This window comes from Thalassolituus sp. UBA675 (assembly GCF_002297765.1).
Taxonomy (GTDB): Bacteria; Pseudomonadota; Gammaproteobacteria; order Pseudomonadales; family Oceanobacteraceae; genus Thalassolituus.
Genome location: NZ_DBNJ01000003.1, coordinates 146570 through 162781 on the forward strand (window position 1 = coordinate 146570; position 16212 = coordinate 162781).

Below are 16212 nucleotides of genomic sequence, written 5' to 3' on the forward strand. Positions count from 1 at the left end.
AAAGCGACAGAAATAAAAAGGGCTGAGTTTTCAGCCCTTCTTCTTATCAAGATCAGACGTCACAGCAACACGTCAGCGTCAGGCAATGCGCACCGGGTGACGCCCCTTAATAATTAGCGAAACCAGTTGATCATAAAGCATTGAATAATCCACAGGCTTACTGATAACACAATCCATACCAGCCTCCAGACAGTCCTGCCGCTCGGCGTCAGACACTCCAGCAGTTAGCGCCAATACGGGCAGCTCGCTACCTTCTGAGCGGAGAATTCTAGTTGCTTCCATACCGCCAAGTTCTGGCATATGGCAATCCATAATAATCGCGTCAGCCATTCGCCACGCATCGCTGTCGATAAGCTCCCGGCCGTTATCAAAGACATCAACGTCCAGACCTTTTTTTTCCAGAATTACCTGCATGGTTCTCTGATTGGTTGCGTCGTCTTCACACACGAGAACCTTATAAGCCGGCCGGTCCTGGCTCCCCGTAACCAGCGAGCTATCAATGCCAAGCGGTACCTCCAGCCAGAACGTCGACCCCTTTCCCTGACGACTGGTCACACCGACACTCCCACCCATGAGTGAAGCCAGGTCATGACATAGACTCAGGCCAAGCCCTGTTCCACCATACACTTCTGCAGTAGCTGCAGTCTCCTGAACATAGGGCTTAAACACAGAAGTCAGACGATCTGGCGCAATACCGATCCCTGTATCACTGACCGATACAAACAGGGTCCACTGCTCACCATTTCGGGCTCCATTCAGTCGCACCGCGACCTGGCCACCCGTAGGCGTAAATCTCGCAGCATTGCTGAGAAAATTAGATAAAACCTGACGCAACCGGGCCTGATCACCAATCAGGTTGAGGGGAATATCTTCAGCAACTTCACACGCCAGACGAATTCCTTTCTGGCGTAAAATCGCTTCGTAGGTTGACGCTGTTTTTTCCAGCCAGTAACGAACATTAAATGCGGATTCCTGCAGTCGGAACTTACCCGCTTCAATTTTAGCCACATCAAGCACGTCATCAACTACACCCAGCAGAGTCTGTGTCGTAAATTCGAGCCCCTGCAACAACTCTGTACGCTCCGTTTCATCCGCATCGCCGAGCAACTCAATAATGCCAACCATACCAGTCAGAGGATTACGTACCTCATGGCTGAGGTGTGCAAGGAATCGCGATTTTTCTTCCAGAGCTTCGCTGACAAGTTCACGCTCACGTTCAGCATTCATCGCCAGCGTGGCAAAATGTTCGGACAACAGAATATCCCGGTATCCTCGAAGCGCTGTCGTCAGGGAAACGTAGAGACGCTCTTGCGTGGACTCACTTTTGGCGAGGTAGTCATTAATATCGTAATTCTGAACAACCCGATATTCTGGCGCGAAACCAGCCTGACCGGTACGGAGAATAACCCGGATCTTCTGGTTATTGAGTTCTTCGCGAATGCATTCAACCAGTTTAAGGCCGGCATCATCCTCTTCCATGACGACGTCGAGAAACAGAACTGCAATATCATCGCGGGATGACAGAATATCTTTCGCTGCCGCCGCAGACCTGGCCTGAATGACCGTGACAGGTCGCTGCTCAAAACGGTAGCGGGACAGAACAAGACTCGTAACATCGAGTACCGACTGGTCGTCATCAACAACCAGAACGGGTATTTCGTCAGGTAACAGATCGCTTCCCGAGCGCGTGAGTTCTGTTTCTGTCATTTAGCAATCCTTTGCACTATTTTCTGCACTCAAAGCCCTGTTCCGGCTCAAAGACCCAGCATTTTTTCCCGAAGACTGGTCTGCACCGGGTCATCAGAGAGCCAGATACCAGCCATTGCAGAACGGAAATCCAGCCCCTCAACAACTTCAAGAAGCTCACCGTTACGATAAATCTCGGTTCCGGCGTCGGGGTTATAAACCAGATCAAAGACATCGCCGACCGACAAAGAGTTCCGGAAGGTTTTGATCATAGTTTCAACCTGAGGACGTATCGGACCCAGGTCTCCATGGGTAGATCTGACGAAGCCGTCCATTGCAGACTCTGCAAAACGATCAGCGGTCACCAGGTCCGAAATAATAACGACACGGATATCCAGCGGACTTCCGGAGGCAAGAATCCCGTCTGCGTCAGTCGAAACTTCCGGGAGGTACAATGCGGCGACATACGCATCGATGAAAAAACGAGACCGAACACCGGCACCATTTAAAACCATAGTGTGACCAGAAAAAGTAACCTCTTCTGGTACAGATACACCTTTGAGCTTTACATCTGCTAATGCAGCGGAGGCAGAGAGAGCCAGCGCTGTACACAAAAAACACGATGAGACCATTTTTATAATCATAGGCAATCCCTTTATTGCTGCTACATAGTTTCAGCGTTTGCCCTCGATATTACAAGATAAGCCTCAACTCGCGCCGATACTGACCCAAGCGCCCCTCCTCATAAACAGCCTTGCCACCTGTTTGATCAGTGAAACTCACGCAGGTTTTTCTGAACAAATCGCAGTGTCAACCCGACCAGATTTTCACCGCTGTCGTAGAAACGATCATCCAGAGCTGCGATTTTATCAGCATGTTCGCTTTCGATATTATCGAAAGCATCAATGCGATCATCTTCATCTGAAGGAATATTACGATCAGGAAACAGATCGACTATCTGATCAAGCAGACCAGCCGACACTGGCGCTTTAATACGCTCAAGTGCTTCGAGCGTGTCTTCCGCTTTAGCGCCTGCTTCGTGGTGAACGAACTGCACGAAACCACCGTTCTCCATCTCTCTCAGCAACTGATCGAGACAGAAGACAGTTTTCTCTGCTTCATTCAGGGAGTCATAGCCATTCTCGGCTTCTTTGTCGTAGATCACATCCGTGATCTGCAGGAAGGAATCAGTCTCATCGGCAACATCTAAGGCTGCCTGAATCTCCATGTTCATAGGGTCCTACTCGAAACTCACTTAATTGCCCAAGTAAAAACCACCTTAGCCCAGAGCGCGCAAATTGACAAAGGTTTTCATAGCCCCCGGCCGGAATCGACCAATATGTCATTAATTTGCACCGCTGCGGCCTCTGGCGCTTCCATAGGAAAGCAATGACCACCATCAAATACATGTTGCGAAATACGCTTATTCCGGCCCACGGCACGCTTTACTGCTGGACGGATAAATGGATATGAACGTGTGGCGACAACAATATCGACCGGCACACTGACCGTTCTGACTGCCTGCCAGAGACCACGCGGGTAAGAGCCAAAAATGGAGGCCTCCCAACGAGGGTCGCAGGCCAGTGTTAGTGCACCTGCCTCGGTTGTACGAGTTCCGTAGTGAGCAAATGCGTCCAGTGCTCCAGGAGTCCAGTTCCGGTATAGCGACTTGGTCGACAGGTCTGTTTTCAATGCATCCACAGACGGCCAGTCCGAACGACGCCGGGCGACCGAGCGTACCAGAGACGTTCGTTGCCACAGCCCTGTTTTTCTCATCAGTCTTTGGTAAAAAATAACTTCGCGGCTGAACAGAACCGGATCGAGCAACACAACTCGGGAAAACAAGTCAGGATAACGCGCTGCGGCAAGCAGCGTCACCACACCACCCATACTGTGACCTATCCCCGTTACTGGCCTGTCAATGCGAGCGGCGATACTGTTTGCAACGCGGTCAGCCATATCATTCCAGTCTGGCTGTGCGTTGACATCCGGCCCCCCTGAGGCGCCATGTCCTGGTAAATCAGTGAACAGCAGGGGATGACTTCCATCTGTAACTTCTTCTGCCAGGGGAGCTAACGTGAGTCCGCAAAAACCGTTGCCGTGAAGAAAATGAAGCGGTTCTCCTTCACCCTCAATGCAATCGTAGGTAGCCAGTCCAGCTACCTGCCGGGTGTCCAATGAATGCCCAGCGCAGATTGCGCCATCTAACGGGAGTTTGTTCACTTTGCGATCACTCTGTTAAAGAAATTGTAATCATTGCAGGTCTTAGGAACGATAGCTACTGGTGCAGTTCTGAGAGGGAGTCTAGTTTGATTGTGACATCAGAACGTCCTGAGGAGCCCACCCATGACTGCAGCAGTAACCTTAAAAGCACTTGAAGCCAACCGCATGTTTACCGACTTAAAAGACGCAGAGGCGCGGCTTGAGCAAGCCAGTCGGGACCTTAAGGCTGGCGCTATTGATGAAGCGACGTATCAGCGCGAAACCGATATCTGCATCAAGATCATTCGCGCCTGTCAGGATTAAGCGGCGGCAGGAACGCCGCTGTGGAAACGGAATTCCGGGTCCGGACTCATAATCAGCTCACGCTCGATTTCACGGAACTCGTCAATCCGCCACTGGATATCTGTTCCCGCATACTGTCTGGCAAGTTCCAGATAGTCCTGGTAGTGGCGCCCCTCTGAGCGAAGCAGGGAACGATAAAATTTGGCCAAGGCCTCGTCGAGGTGTGGTACCAGCGCCGCGAACCGCTCGCAGGAACGCGCTTCGATTAAAGCGCCGCAGATAAGCACATCGACCAGCTCATCCTCTCCGCCCTTGCGAACCAGTTCGCGCAACCCAGAAGCGTAACGTGACGACGACACATGACGATAGCTGACACCGCGATCCTTCATGATGCCAACCACTTGTTCGAAATGCAGCAGCTCTTCGCGCGCGAGCTGGCTCATTTTCTTTAGAAGGTCATCGCGATCAATGTAGCGGTACAGAAGATTCATTGCTGTCGAGGCTGCTTTTTTTTCACAGTTAGCATGGTCAATCAGCAGTAATTCCTGATTTTCGAGAGCAACATCAATCCAGGCGGACGGTGTTGGGCATAGCAGGAACTGATTAATCTCTGCCATCACGTCATCAAGGTTCATGCCCCGGCTTCCTCTGCAACCTGTTCAAGAATAGTCCGGATCTCACCTTCGAGCGGAACAGCCTTCTCGGCCACCGGGTCCATCACACAGAAGGTCACCGTGGCGTCGACCACCATCTCAGTTACACCATCTTTCTGGCGGGTTACTGTCTGCTCAAAAACCGCGCTTTTGCCGCCAATTTTTGCCACACGAATCCCGAGGTCCAGAACATCATGGATAACCGCAGGGCGGCGGTAGTTGATATTAGTATTTACCACCACCATCGAAAGCCCAAGCGCAGCGATTTTTTCGGCAAAGCCAGTGTGATCCATAAACTCCCAACGAGCTTCTTCCAGAAACTCCATGTAGCGCCCGTTATTAACGTGCTGGTACACATCAATATGGAATCCACGAACTTTTATCTGAGAAGACATATCTGCTCCGCTGAGGCCTGTCAAAATGGCGGGCAAGTTTAGCCGATCACGACTTTGCCCTCAATGAAGAGAGACTGATCCCTAACTCGAGGTCGGTTCGAAGGGTCGCCAGAACACGAGTCCGGATCGCCGAAGGGATGCCCTGTTCCAGCGCATTTGAAAGACGTTCGGGCAATACCTCTGGCCAGCCGATCGCATGATCCAGGCTACCACAGAGATCAAGAACCTGAGCGGCGCCCTTCTTACCGATGCCCGGCACGCCCGGCAAATGATTTGTCTGATCACCGCACAGAGCCCAATAGTCGGTCAACTGAGCAGGTGCCAGTCCCCAGCGCTGGTGCACAGCTTCTTCATTCCAGAGAAATCGATCAAAGTGATTAAGTACAGATATACGTTCTGACACCAGCTGGCAGAAGCCTTTATCGGTCGACAGAATGGTTACCTGAAGGCCGCTACGGGCAGCCCGGTCCGCCACCGTTGCAACCACATCATCCGCTTCCCAGCCCGACATGCGGTAACTATGAATACCGCTGCGTTCAAGATCCGCTCGCATCTCAGAAAGATCATTGGCCAGCGCTTCAGGCATGGGCGAACGCCCGGCTTTATACTCTGGCCAGATGCGGTGACGCCAGGTCGGCTCCTGATCCTCATACACCATCAACAGATGCGTGGCTTTGCGCCCCCGGACGTTAGCACCAATGATATCGATCACTTTATTGCGGGTTGCTTCAGCCGCAAACTCAGAGTCTTCCACCGCAGCATAGACCCGGCGTATCAGATTCATCGCATCGATTAACAGCAGATGCATCAGCCAATCTCCCCAGAGGCTTGTTGAGCCTGCCATAGCGCCGCGTAACGACCGTTCTTTGCCAGAAGTTCTCTGTGGTTGCCACGTTCTGCGATCTGTCCGTTTTCGAGAACCGCAATTTCATCGGCATCGACAACCGTCGATAGACGGTGCGCAATGATTAACGCGGTATGCCCTTCGGACACCCTGCGAATCTCTTTCATAATGCTGCGCTCAGTTTCAGAATCTAACGATGAAGTCGCCTCATCAAAGACCATAATGGCGGGTCTTTTAAGTAGCATTCGGGCGATGGCAATGCGCTGCTTTTCACCACCAGACAGCTTTAACCCTCGCTCCCCCACGACGGTTTCCAGACCGGCTGGATTTTCTGCAACCAGCCTGTCCAGACTTGCCATCTGTATAACGTCCTGCAGGTCTGCCTCGCTGGCATCCGGGCAGGCATAAAGCAGGTTATTTCTCAGTGTGTCATTAAACAGGACGGTATCCTGCGGAACGATGCCCAGGGCCTGCCGCAACGACGTTTGAGAAACATCGGTTATACCCTGACCGTCAATACGTATCTGACCGGATGTCACATCGTAAAAACGGAACAGCAACCGGGTTATCGTTGACTTACCCGCGCCGCTGCCGCCAACAAGCGCGAGCGTCTTTCCTGCGGGCACAGAAAAGCTCAGATCGTTAAGCACCTGCCGACCGTTGCCATAATCAAAACCGACCCGATCAAACACCACCTCACCGCGAGTCACATTCAGGCCTTTGGTGGCGTTATCGGGCACGTCGGTTTCAATATCGAGCAGAACAAACATCCTCTCAATATTAGCGACCGACGCCTTAATCTCGCGATAAACAAAGCCAAGGAAGTTCAGAGGCAAAAAAAGCTGAAACATAAAGGCATTCACCAGCGTGAAGTCACCCAACGTCATCTCCCCGATGAGCACATAGTGCGCTGCTGACATCAACATGCAGGCCATGGCGACTGAAATAATAAGCGCCTGACCACTGTTCAGGGTAAACAGCGACAAGCGGTTCATTCGTCGGGCTTTTTCCCAGCGGGCAAGTGAACCGTCGTAGTCAGCCGACTCCCGCCCTTCCGCGGTGAAGTACTTAACCGTCTCATAGTTTAGGAGGCTATCAAGCGCCCGGGCATGCGTTGATGAGTCCATCTGATTGGCTTCCCGCACATAGCGCGTACGCCACTCCGTGACCTTCACTGAATAGCCGACGTACAGAACAACGGCCACCAGGGTGATCCCGGCAAACACAGGCGGGTAATTAATTAAGAGAAGAACGATAACCAGACCGAGTTCAAGAAATGTCGGAAGGATATTGAAAATCAGAAAACGCATCAGGAACGAAATGCCGTTAGTCCCTCTCTCAATATCACGCTGCAATGCACCCGTCTGACGATCCAGGTGAAACGAAAGACTCAGGCTGTGAAGATGCCGGAACAACGCCAGTGACATTCTGCGCATCACCCGCTCTGCGACCCGACCAAACAGCAGATCACGGAGCTCCCCGGCAAACACGGTCATAAACCGCACGGTGCCATAAGCCAGCAACAGTAATAGCGGGAACGCCGCCCACCAGTTCTCACCAATGGTGCCAGCTGCATCCAGATGATCGACCTGATACTTGAGCAAAAATGGCATAACCACGCTGGCCAGCTTGGCCAACAAGAGGCAAATCATCGCCCCGATGACCCGACCGCGATACTCCAGCAGAAAGGGCCAGATAGTAGTCAGCCAACGACGAACGCGCAGTTTGTCAGGCATGTCCACCGGTGTTGACTGGAAGCTTCTCATTGGCGGTGTAACCTGTTAGATATAGTCAAAAGGCCAAAGAGCATAAGGTTCACCTCAACGTGATTCAACGCATTTCCCGCCTTAACGCGGCTTTGCCAGAACTGGCAGAACTTGAGTCCCTCATCGAAGAGGGCAAACAGTACATGCGGATTCGTGTACCTGCTCACATACAGCACAAGGGTGAACATCTTCCTTTCTATGTTCTTGAAATGGGCAGTACTGCTAAAGATGCTCCGGTGCTGGCATTGGTTGGCGGTGTACATGGCGTCGAACGCATTGGCACCCAGGTCATTCTGTCATTTATGAAGAGCCTGGTGCGTCGTCTGCACTGGGACCCTGTTATTCGCGATCAACTTGAACACCTCAGGCTATTAATCATCCCTATCGTTAACCCGGGTGGCATGGCTGAGAATACGCGCTGCAACCCTAACGGTGTGGATCTGATGCGCAATGCGCCGGTCGAAGCCGAGGGCAAAACCCCATGGCTGGTGGGCGGCCAACGTATCAGTTCCGCTCTGCCCTGGTACCGCGGCAAACCTGGCCGCCCGATGGAGCCCGAGAATCAAGCGCTAAGCGACGCCATTCATCATGCTCTGCGCGATCAGAAATACTGCATCAGCCTCGACTGCCACTCTGGCTTCGGCACCCGCGACCGGCTCTGGTTTCCATACGCTAAAAGCACTGCCCCATGGCCCGGAATAGGCGCTGCCCATACGCTGACTGAGTTGTTTGAACACAGCTTCCCCAGCCACGAGCAGTATCTGTTTGAGCCGCAGGCGCACAGCTATACCACCAACGGTGACATGTGGGATTACCTCTACGATGATTACCGGGCGATGCAACCAGAAGGTTGTTTTATTCCTATCACTCTGGAAATGGGCTCCTGGCTTTGGGTCAAGAAAAACCCACGACACCTCCTGCGTTATCACGGTTTGTTTAACCCGGTATTACCCCACCGCCAACAGCGGATTCTGCGTCGGCATCTGGTTCTGTTCGACTTTCTGATGTCTGCTGCTCGGACCATGCCGCAGTGGGCGCCTGAATCAGCGGCAGATCAGACGAGAGCCCTTCAGTCTGCACTTGAACGCTGGTATCCGGGAATGAGCGGAAATATCACACCGGCAGTGTGAAGCGAGCGCCGCTTCCGCTACACTAGGCGCCTGATGTATCTGACGGATTTCGTAACCTTATGCCACGTCTGCAATACCTGCTTGTATCACTCACGTCAGCCGCTTTACTGACCTGTCACCATGCCGCATTGGCTGATGTTACCGCCGACCTTGGAGTCACCTCTGAATTTGTGCGTGACGGCATAAGCCAGACCAGCGGCAAAGCCGCCTGGCAGGCAGGCATGACGGCCACCCATAACTCAGGGTTTTATGCTGGCGCCTGGGGCAGTAACGTAGACCACGGCAGCGCAGATAGCCTGCACTCCGAATGGGATGTGTATGGCGGTGCTAACCTGCCGCTCTGGCGAGCATGGTCTGTTGATGCCAGCCTGACGCGCTTCACTTTCCATGGTGACGCTGAAGAAAAAGGTGATGCATACAACGAAACAGCACTTCGTCTGTTGTGGGACAACAACCTGACTCTGGGATACCGGGCGGCAGACGGTTATTACGGCAGCGAATACAACCTGCATACCCTCGAAACAGCCTACACCTTTCAGACCGGGTCTTTTTCAATCGAACTCTACGGCGCCAATCATCGCTTAGACGGTACCGACGAAACGACGAACTTCGGCAGCTCGACGGCTGACGATTACTGGCACTTCCGAGTAGGAGCCGCCAGAACCTGGAATCATTGGGATTACCGCCTGACCCTGGAACGCACTAATCTGGGTGGCGACTTCGATGCAGGCACTCTGATTCAGTTCAGCGTCCACCGCTTCTTCCGTATCTGGTAACAGGATAAACGCTTGAAGCCGTCCTCTGATAAACCTGTACTCGTTTTTCTTCGGGGCCTGATCCGCAGCCGTTATCACTGGCTGGAATTTCCGGAGAGGTTTGCAGAGGACTTTCAGGTTATTCAACCTGAGTTGCCAGGCAATGGCTATCAGTACTCCCAGACAACCCCTTCTGACATTCCGTCTATGATGGAAAACATTCGCGCACAGGTTCGCGCTGAGCACGAGGGGCCGATAACGGTAATTGCTGTCTCTATGGGGGCTATGATTGCTGCAGAATGGGCCCGCCAGTACCCAGACGAGATTGAATCACTCCATCTGATCAATACCAGCCTCGCCAATATGTCTTATCCGTGGGAGCGTATGACGGCCGTGTCATTTTTCAGGCTGCTATTCTGTTTTGGCGACCGCCTGCGACTCGAGCGGACCATTTTTGATCTGACCATAAACCGCGCACTTACCGCTGGTGAATCTGCCCCATGGGTTCGTTTTGCAGATGAACACCCGCTGCGCTGGCGTAACGTATTCGTGCAACTGATCGCCGCAAGTCGCTACAAAGGCCCGACCAGTGCCCCAGTCCATGACGTGTTCTTTTACAATGCGGCAGGCGACAGGTTAGTTAAACCGGGGTGTACAGCGCGCATTGCGCATCGCTGGAAGAAGCCTTTGTTCACACACCCTTCTGCGGGGCACGACTTACCCGCGGACGATCCGAGCTGGTTGGAGCAATCAATCCGCGCTCAGCTCACACCGCGTACCGACTGATACCCAATCGACGCATGGCTGCCCGGCGAGGCAAAGAGCCGGAAATTCATCCTGATCAATGTATATGGTGTCCGCCAGTTCAACACCGCGCGGAAAGGATAGCTGCCCATCCGGCTCAATAAAAAGCGGTAGGCTGGCAATATTGCGGTAGTAGCCAAGCAACGTGGTCTGATCAAACACCAGCAAGCTGAAATATTGGGAATAATCCGCCCCCTTTACCCGCTCAAGACCAATCAGTGTCCGATCATTGTGAACGCCAAAGTAATAGTACGAATTCACATGGTCGCCTTCGCTGTTATGAATCAGCGGGGACCTCATAGATTCCAGGCACAGTTCAGCCTGCTGAGGCGTTACCGCCTCGATAGCAAAATAACTTGCTGCGTCCTGCGGTTCCAGCGCGTAGGTCACTGGAACCAATAGTACGAAAGACAGAAATACCCGCCAGCACATACCCAGCCTTAATCCTCAGGGTTGCGTCAGTTCCAGCTTGGTGCCGAGGTATTTTTCGAGGTCCGGCAGTACGAACGCATCATCCTCTGACACAAAGCTCACCGATACACCTTTGGCACCTGCCCGGCCCGTCCGGCCGATACGGTGAACGTAATCTTCCGGATCTTCCGGCAAGGTGTAGTTAATAACATGACTGACACCGTCAACGTGAATACCGCGACCAGCAACGTCTGTGGCAACCATGATATTTACCCGTCCGTCACGGAAACGCTCCAGTGTACGGACCCGTTTGTCCTGGCTGACTTCACCAGACAGGAGAACAGCAACGTGGCCGTTCTTGTTCAGTTTATCGCACAGATTACGGGTCAGGTCGCGACGGTTGGCGAAGATGATCAGTCTCTCTGGCTTCTCTTCGTTCAGGACCCGCTCCAGCAAGCTATATTTGTCTGAGTCGGCACAAAGATATAGTTTCTGATCAACACGATCAGTCGTTACCTGCTCCGGCTCGATTTCAACCTTCATCGGGTTCGTGGTCCACTGATCAATCAGGATACGCACATCAAAATTGAAAGTTGCGGAGTACAGCAGGGTCTGACGGTATTCTTTTGGCGGTGTCCCACGGACAATCCGCTTCACATCAGGAATGAACCCCATGTCGAGCATGCGGTCAGCTTCATCAAGGACAAGCACTTCAACCTGATCCAGGAACACATCCTGACTCCGCATAAAGTCGATCAGACGGCCCGGTGTCGCTACCAGTACGTCGACCACATGATCCCGCAGCATTTTGCGCTGCGAATCATAGTTCATACCACCGACAACGGTGACAGTATTCAGACCGGTGTATTTACCCAGTGCTTCCGCATCTTTACCAATCTGCAGTGCCAGCTCACGAGTCGGTGCAATAATCAGAGCACGAGGTTCACTGGCGAAGCGCTCTTCCGGCTGGACAGTCAGGAGACGGTTGAAAATCGTCAGCAGAAAGGCGGCTGTCTTACCCGTACCAGTCTGCGCCTGACCAATCATGTCACGACCTGTCAGCGCTGCTGGCAGGCTCTCCGCCTGAATCGGTGAGCAATACTGAAACCCGGACTCATGGATACCGCGCATCACAGAATCAGGCAGCTGAAGATCGTGGAAACGGGTTTTTCCTTCCTGAGGCTCAACTTTGAAATCCGAGAGACTCCATGGAGTCTCGATCACTTCTTTCTTAGGCTTTTTATTCTGTGCCGTGGCCTTATCACCACCAGCGTTGCGCTTAGAGCCATGACTTTTGGCATTTTGCGTTGGCTTATTTTTCTGAGCCGGGGCCTTTTTAGCAGCTGCGGGCTTCTTCGATTCCGGCGCCGGCTTTGAGGCGTTGGATTTGAACAGTTTCTTTAACAAACCTATCTCCGTTCAGATATTTTCTGGCACAAACAGATGCGTACCAAATAGTGTATGGCGGTGATAATAATCCAATAGCGCCTCTTTTAGTATCTCAGCACGCTCTGGCAGCCCGTTTTTGAGATACCATGTCGCCTGTTTGACTACGGCACCACGGAATTTTTGCCGCCCCAGCTCCACCGCATCGGGGTCGCCATCCAGATTATCAGTACTGATGTGAAACTTGCGTCCGCAGGCCTCTGACAGTATCCACTCCAATGCCTGAGGTTTTACTTCGACCTGCTCAAACTCTCTCTGGCGCTCAGCAGAACGGCCGTCGGGCTCATACCAGTAACCATAATCAACTAGCTTACGCCTTTCAGCGCCCGCAATGCACCAGTGTGCAATTTCATGCAGCGCAGATTCGTAGAAGCCGTGGGCGAAAATAACTCTATGGTAAGGCACTTCAGTATCCGCTGGGAGATATTCAGGCTCACCACCACCTGAGACCAGGCGAGTGTTTTCAGAGACGCTGAAAAGCCGATCAAAAATAGATACGAGATCGGCCGGCAAAAGTTCGATGACGTCGGGTTGTTTTAGCAGGTTCATTTTCTTTCTGTTATTCAATATCAAGCACAGGCACAATAGCCGCGCCTGTCAATTATACGGTTCAGCCTCTGTTTCGCTATGTCTACCGCACACTCTACCTCTTACCACCAGCAACCAGCATCAGACCTCAAAGCGATTCTTAAACTTACGGGCCCGATTCTTCTTACACAGCTCGCGCAGGTCGGTATGGGCACCATTGATACCGTCATGTCGGGATACGTGAGCACCCGTGATCTCGCCGCCGTCGCGATTGGCAGTGCCGTCTGGACGCCAATATGGCTATTTCTCGCAGGCGTTCTCGTTGCTCTCTCACCGGCCGTCGCCAAAGCACGTTCAGGTCCATCGGCGTCATCCGCCATACAATCCCTGCTGGCTTCGGGCATATCGCTCGGGCTTCTGACGGGCGTCATTCTCGGCGGTATTACTGCCGCCATTGCTGTAGCTCTTCCCTATTGGATTGACGATGCGCATACGGCAACAACTGCGAAATACTATCTACTGGCCATCGCAACCGCGATGCCCATATCCGGAATATTCCTCGCACTCAGATTCCATGCCGAAGCTGTTGACCAGGCCCATCACGTTACCCGCATCATGCTGATTGGTTTGATACTTAATATTCCGGTGAATGCGGCACTGATCTATGGCTGGGGGCCCCTTCCGGAACTGGGTGGTATCGGTTGCGGCATCGGAAGCGCGATCGTCGTCTGCTTTATGACCTGGGCGCTGCAATGGGACTGCCGACGCTATCGGGCCGAGCAAAGCATACGCCTGTTGTCATTCTATCGCTCAACCGTCAGCGACCATGTAAAAAGCCTGAGCCGTGTTGGACTTCCCATCGGTGTGGCCATATTTTTTGAGGTCAGCCTGTTTACCGTTATTGCCCTTTTCCTGACCGACTTAGGTCCCGTCATCGTCGCAGGTCATCAGGTAGCACTGAACGTCTCATCGGTGACCTTTATGCTGCCTCTCAGCCTTGGCATGGCGTTAACGGTCAGAGTGGGTCACCATCTCGGCCAGCAGAACAATGCACCCGAAGGAGCGCTCAGCCCTGCTCGACAGTGTGCCTGGCTGGGAGTAAAGCTCAACCTGCTGCTGGCTCTCTTTAATGCCGCAGTCATTCTGTCTGGCGCTGGCATTATCGCGAATCTTTATTCCCCAGACCCAGCCGTTGTCTCAATCGGCGCTGCCCTGTTGATTTACGCGGCGATATTCCAGATCCCCGACGCAATTCAGATCGCTGCTGCTGGCGCGCTCAGGGCCTACGAAGATACCTTCGTAGTCATGCTCATTACCTTCCTGTCTTATTGGATCATTGGCTTTGGTACCGGTTGGTACCTTGCTTACGGGCTCGCAGAACCGATGGGGGCCGCCGGGTTCTGGATCGGACTCATTGCCGGCCTAAGCTGTGCAGCAGTTTGTCTGCTGCTGAGGCTGCGCGTCGTAAGTCGCCGCTCCCAAGGCGTCTCTTCCGAGTGACATAGCGACAGACTGGCTCATTTAGCCTGCTCTGCAAGGCCGGAACCGACTTGTTCAGCGCCGGGTTTACTGTGCTAACATCTGGCCGTCAAAAGTTACAGAAACCCGCACAGGTATTTCACCATGAATGTAGCCAATCCAGACGTGGCGTATGAAGTCAGTATTAATCCAGCGACTCTTGAAGAAATTGGTCGTCTGCCACTGACAACTCAGGAAGAGTTCACCACGGTGTTTAATCGGGCGCGCGATGCTCAGAAAATCTGGGCACAGACTTCTTATAAAGAGCGTGCATCTTACGTTCTGAAAATGGCAGATTACATTCGTGATAACGCAGATGAACTTGCAGGCATCATCAGCCAGGACAATGGCAAGCTGAAAATTGATGCCCTGAATACTGAAGTTATTCCATCCATCATGAGCTGTACCTGGTACGCGAAGAACGCGCCTAAAGTGCTCAAAGATGAACTGCTCCCTCCTGCGTCCATGATGTTCTTCAACAAATGGTCGAAGCGCGTTTTTCAGCCAATCGGTGTACTCGGCATCATCAGCCCATGGAATTACCCGTTCAGCATCCCGTTTGGTGAGCTTGTTATGGGCCTGATGGCAGGTAACGCAGTTGTGCTTAAAGTGGCTGCCCAGACGCCTATGGTCGGCGAAGCCATTGAGCGCGTCGTTAAAGCATCAGGCTTACCTGATGGCCTGTTTACTCATGTTGTTGGTTCCGGCTCAAAAGTTCTTTCATCCATGCTTGAGAACGGCGCGGATAAAATATTCTTCACCGGCTCTACCTTCGCGGGTAAGCAGGTTATGAAATCATGTGCAGAGTATCTTGTACCGTGTAGTCTTGAGCTTGGCGGTAACGATGCCATGATCGTTCTTGAAGATGCACCTATCGAACGTGCCGTAAACGGTGGCATGTGGGCTGCCTACCAGAACGCGGGTCAGTCATGTGGTGGCGTGAAGCGGGTTTATGTACACGAAAAAGTGTATGACGATTTCATCAAAATGGCCGTTGCTAAGACCAAAGCACTGCGCCACGGTGATAACGGCCATGACGCTGATATGGGTTCAGTAACCACCGAAAAGCAATTCCAGCAGCTCGAAAAAGAGCTTCAGATGGCGCTGGATAATGGTGCTCAGATCGCAGCTCAGTCTCAGGCCGTCGGCAACCAGAATGGTTATTTCTTCCCTGCGACCCTACTGACTGACGTGACCTCTGATATGGAGTTCATGCAGGACGAAATCTTCGGGCCATTTATGCCTGTTGTGAAAGTCAGCTCTGAGGCGGAAGCAATTGAACTGGCGAATAAATCACAGTACGGTCTGACAGCATCGGTCTGGACTCGTAATAACGCGCACGGCAAAAAAGTTGCCAAACAGCTTCACGCTGGTGCGGTTACCGTCAACGACCATCTGTATACCCATGGATTAAGCAACACCGAATGGGGTGGCCCGAAAGAGTCAGGTATTGGTCGTACACATGGCGCCCTCGGTTTACTTGAAGTGGCTGAATCAAAAATCGTGAACTGGGATATTTTACCGACACTGAGTAAAAACAATGCCTGGTGGTTCCCGTTCGACGAAGCGACCTACGAAACTATGCTGAAGATGACTGCCTACGCGAAGCCGCGCTCTGCGTTCGAATGGATTGGTCTTAATCTGACCGTTATTCCTAAAGTCATGAAGAAAATGATGAGCAGCTGGAAGGTCGACAACGACCGTTAATTAAAACAGTGATCTGTCCTGAAATAAAAAAGCCCCGCACTGCGGCACTGCTGTCCCACAGTTT

At 52.5% G+C, this 16212-nt stretch carries 17 protein-coding genes; 6 read left to right on the top strand and 11 right to left on the bottom strand.

The annotated features are described in order from the left end of the window. Window positions 1-78: 78 nt before the first annotated feature. From B3007_RS01495 to B3007_RS01510, 4 genes are all read right to left on the bottom strand, one after another. Complete coding sequence (locus B3007_RS01495; protein WP_297533929.1) at window positions 79-1707, bottom strand: response regulator; 1629 nt, start codon at window positions 1705-1707, stop codon at window positions 79-81. 47 nt (window positions 1708-1754) lie between these two features. Further along, window positions 1755-2330, bottom strand: a complete 576-nt coding sequence (locus B3007_RS01500; RefSeq protein WP_297533927.1) for a chalcone isomerase family protein — start codon at window positions 2328-2330, stop codon at window positions 1755-1757. Window positions 2331-2455: 125 nt separating this feature from the next. Next, complete coding sequence (locus tag B3007_RS01505) at window positions 2456-2920, bottom strand: DMP19 family protein (protein ID WP_084188703.1); 465 nt, start codon at window positions 2918-2920, stop codon at window positions 2456-2458. Window positions 2921-2997: 77 nt separating this feature from the next. Beyond that, window positions 2998-3909, bottom strand: coding sequence for an alpha/beta fold hydrolase (locus B3007_RS01510; protein ID WP_068443079.1), 912 nt, complete (start codon window positions 3907-3909; stop codon window positions 2998-3000). A gap of 123 nt (window positions 3910-4032) precedes the next feature. On the opposite strand from B3007_RS01510, the gene B3007_RS01515 reads away from it, so the two are divergent. Continuing rightward, entirely contained in the window at window positions 4033-4212 is a 180-nt protein-coding gene (locus tag B3007_RS01515; protein ID WP_068438634.1) for a hypothetical protein, read from the top strand. Here B3007_RS01515 and B3007_RS01520 read toward each other — a convergent pair. Genes B3007_RS01520 through B3007_RS01535 form a run of 4 tightly spaced genes read right to left on the bottom strand, consistent with a single transcriptional unit; the run spans window position 4209 to window position 7819 of the window. Continuing rightward, on the bottom strand, window positions 4209-4826 hold the full coding sequence (locus tag B3007_RS01520) for a tRNA-(ms[2]io[6]A)-hydroxylase (RefSeq protein WP_068439593.1): 618 nt from the start codon (window positions 4824-4826) through the stop codon (window positions 4209-4211). The two genes, B3007_RS01515 and B3007_RS01520, sit on opposite strands and share 4 nt — an antisense overlap. Further along, the gene (locus B3007_RS01525; RefSeq protein WP_068439594.1) at window positions 4823-5239 is read right to left on the bottom strand and encodes an acyl-CoA thioesterase; all 417 of its coding nucleotides are present in this window, start codon (window positions 5237-5239) and stop codon (window positions 4823-4825) included. Before B3007_RS01525 ends, B3007_RS01520 begins: the two co-directional genes overlap by 4 nt. A 46-nt stretch (window positions 5240-5285) precedes the next feature. Next, complete coding sequence (locus tag B3007_RS01530; RefSeq protein ID WP_273087354.1) at window positions 5286-6047, bottom strand: 5'-3' exonuclease H3TH domain-containing protein; 762 nt, start codon at window positions 6045-6047, stop codon at window positions 5286-5288. After that, window positions 6047-7819 carry an ABCB family ABC transporter ATP-binding protein/permease gene (locus tag B3007_RS01535; protein ID WP_301378938.1) on the bottom strand — a complete coding sequence of 591 codons (1773 nt, stop codon included), beginning with the start codon at window positions 7817-7819 and terminating at the stop codon, window positions 6047-6049. The genes B3007_RS01530 and B3007_RS01535 overlap by 1 nt, the downstream gene beginning before the upstream one ends. A gap of 89 nt (window positions 7820-7908) precedes the next feature. Here B3007_RS01535 and B3007_RS01540 point away from each other — a divergent pair, with 89 nt between their 5' ends. The 3 genes from B3007_RS01540 to B3007_RS01550 are packed head-to-tail and all read left to right on the top strand — an operon-like array spanning window position 7909 to window position 10520. Next, the gene (locus B3007_RS01540; RefSeq protein ID WP_297533921.1) at window positions 7909-8979 is read left to right on the top strand and encodes a DUF2817 domain-containing protein; all 1071 of its coding nucleotides are present in this window, start codon (window positions 7909-7911) and stop codon (window positions 8977-8979) included. A gap of 59 nt (window positions 8980-9038) precedes the next feature. Next, window positions 9039-9755 (top strand): TorF family putative porin, encoded by a 717-nt coding sequence (locus B3007_RS01545; RefSeq protein ID WP_068435880.1) that lies wholly within the window; start codon window positions 9039-9041, stop codon window positions 9753-9755. A 12-nt stretch (window positions 9756-9767) separates the two neighbouring features. After that, window positions 9768-10520 carry an alpha/beta fold hydrolase gene (locus B3007_RS01550; protein ID WP_068435882.1) on the top strand — a complete coding sequence of 251 codons (753 nt, stop codon included), beginning with the start codon at window positions 9768-9770 and terminating at the stop codon, window positions 10518-10520. On the opposite strand, the gene B3007_RS01555 is transcribed toward B3007_RS01550, so the two are convergent. From B3007_RS01555 to B3007_RS01565, 3 genes are read right to left on the bottom strand one after another with little or no spacing between them, the layout of a single operon-like run. Next, window positions 10485-10970 (bottom strand): hypothetical protein, encoded by a 486-nt coding sequence (locus B3007_RS01555; protein WP_068435884.1) that lies wholly within the window; start codon window positions 10968-10970, stop codon window positions 10485-10487. The two genes, B3007_RS01550 and B3007_RS01555, sit on opposite strands and share 36 nt — an antisense overlap. Window positions 10971-10985: 15 nt before the next feature. Beyond that, window positions 10986-12356, bottom strand: a complete 1371-nt coding sequence (gene rhlB, locus B3007_RS01560) for an ATP-dependent RNA helicase RhlB (protein ID WP_302473635.1) — start codon at window positions 12354-12356, stop codon at window positions 10986-10988. A gap of 12 nt (window positions 12357-12368) precedes the next feature. Continuing rightward, window positions 12369-12944 (bottom strand): elongation factor P hydroxylase, encoded by a 576-nt coding sequence (locus tag B3007_RS01565; protein WP_068435889.1) that lies wholly within the window; start codon window positions 12942-12944, stop codon window positions 12369-12371. A 78-nt stretch (window positions 12945-13022) separates the two neighbouring features. Between B3007_RS01565 and B3007_RS01570 the strand changes: the two genes are divergently transcribed. Together B3007_RS01570 and B3007_RS01575 are read left to right on the top strand one after the other, a co-directional pair. Beyond that, a complete protein-coding gene (locus B3007_RS01570; RefSeq protein ID WP_068435891.1) occupies window positions 13023-14423 on the top strand; it encodes an MATE family efflux transporter in 1401 nt (466 codons plus the stop codon). A gap of 123 nt (window positions 14424-14546) precedes the next feature. Further along, entirely contained in the window at window positions 14547-16148 is a 1602-nt protein-coding gene (locus B3007_RS01575; RefSeq protein WP_068435893.1) for an aldehyde dehydrogenase family protein, read from the top strand. The last annotated feature ends 64 nt before the right edge of the window (window positions 16149-16212 follow it).

Excerpts from the sequence above, each read along its gene's own strand:
- B3007_RS01530 (WP_273087354.1), bottom strand. The coding sequence starts at position 6,047 with ATGCATCTGCTGTTAATCGATGCGATGAATCTGATACGCCGGGTCTAT.
- B3007_RS01525 (WP_068439594.1), bottom strand. The coding sequence starts at position 5,239 with ATGTCTTCTCAGATAAAAGTTCGTGGATTCCATATTGATGTGTACCAG.
- B3007_RS01505 (WP_084188703.1), bottom strand. The coding sequence starts at position 2,920 with ATGAACATGGAGATTCAGGCAGCCTTAGATGTTGCCGATGAGACTGAT.
- B3007_RS01520 (WP_068439593.1), bottom strand. The coding sequence starts at position 4,826 with ATGAACCTTGATGACGTGATGGCAGAGATTAATCAGTTCCTGCTATGC.
- B3007_RS01535 (WP_301378938.1), bottom strand. The coding sequence starts at position 7,819 with ATGCCTGACAAACTGCGCGTTCGTCGTTGGCTGACTACTATCTGGCCC.
- B3007_RS01565 (WP_068435889.1), bottom strand. The coding sequence starts at position 12,944 with ATGAACCTGCTAAAACAACCCGACGTCATCGAACTTTTGCCGGCCGAT.
- B3007_RS01555 (WP_068435884.1), bottom strand. The coding sequence starts at position 10,970 with ATGTGCTGGCGGGTATTTCTGTCTTTCGTACTATTGGTTCCAGTGACC.
- B3007_RS01575 (WP_068435893.1), top strand. The coding sequence starts at position 14,547 with ATGAATGTAGCCAATCCAGACGTGGCGTATGAAGTCAGTATTAATCCA.
- B3007_RS01495 (WP_297533929.1), bottom strand. The coding sequence starts at position 1,707 with ATGACAGAAACAGAACTCACGCGCTCGGGAAGCGATCTGTTACCTGAC.
- B3007_RS01500 (WP_297533927.1), bottom strand. The coding sequence starts at position 2,330 with ATGATTATAAAAATGGTCTCATCGTGTTTTTTGTGTACAGCGCTGGCT.
- B3007_RS01515 (WP_068438634.1), top strand. The coding sequence starts at position 4,033 with ATGACTGCAGCAGTAACCTTAAAAGCACTTGAAGCCAACCGCATGTTT.
- B3007_RS01570 (WP_068435891.1), top strand. The coding sequence starts at position 13,023 with ATGTCTACCGCACACTCTACCTCTTACCACCAGCAACCAGCATCAGAC.
- B3007_RS01545 (WP_068435880.1), top strand. The coding sequence starts at position 9,039 with ATGCCACGTCTGCAATACCTGCTTGTATCACTCACGTCAGCCGCTTTA.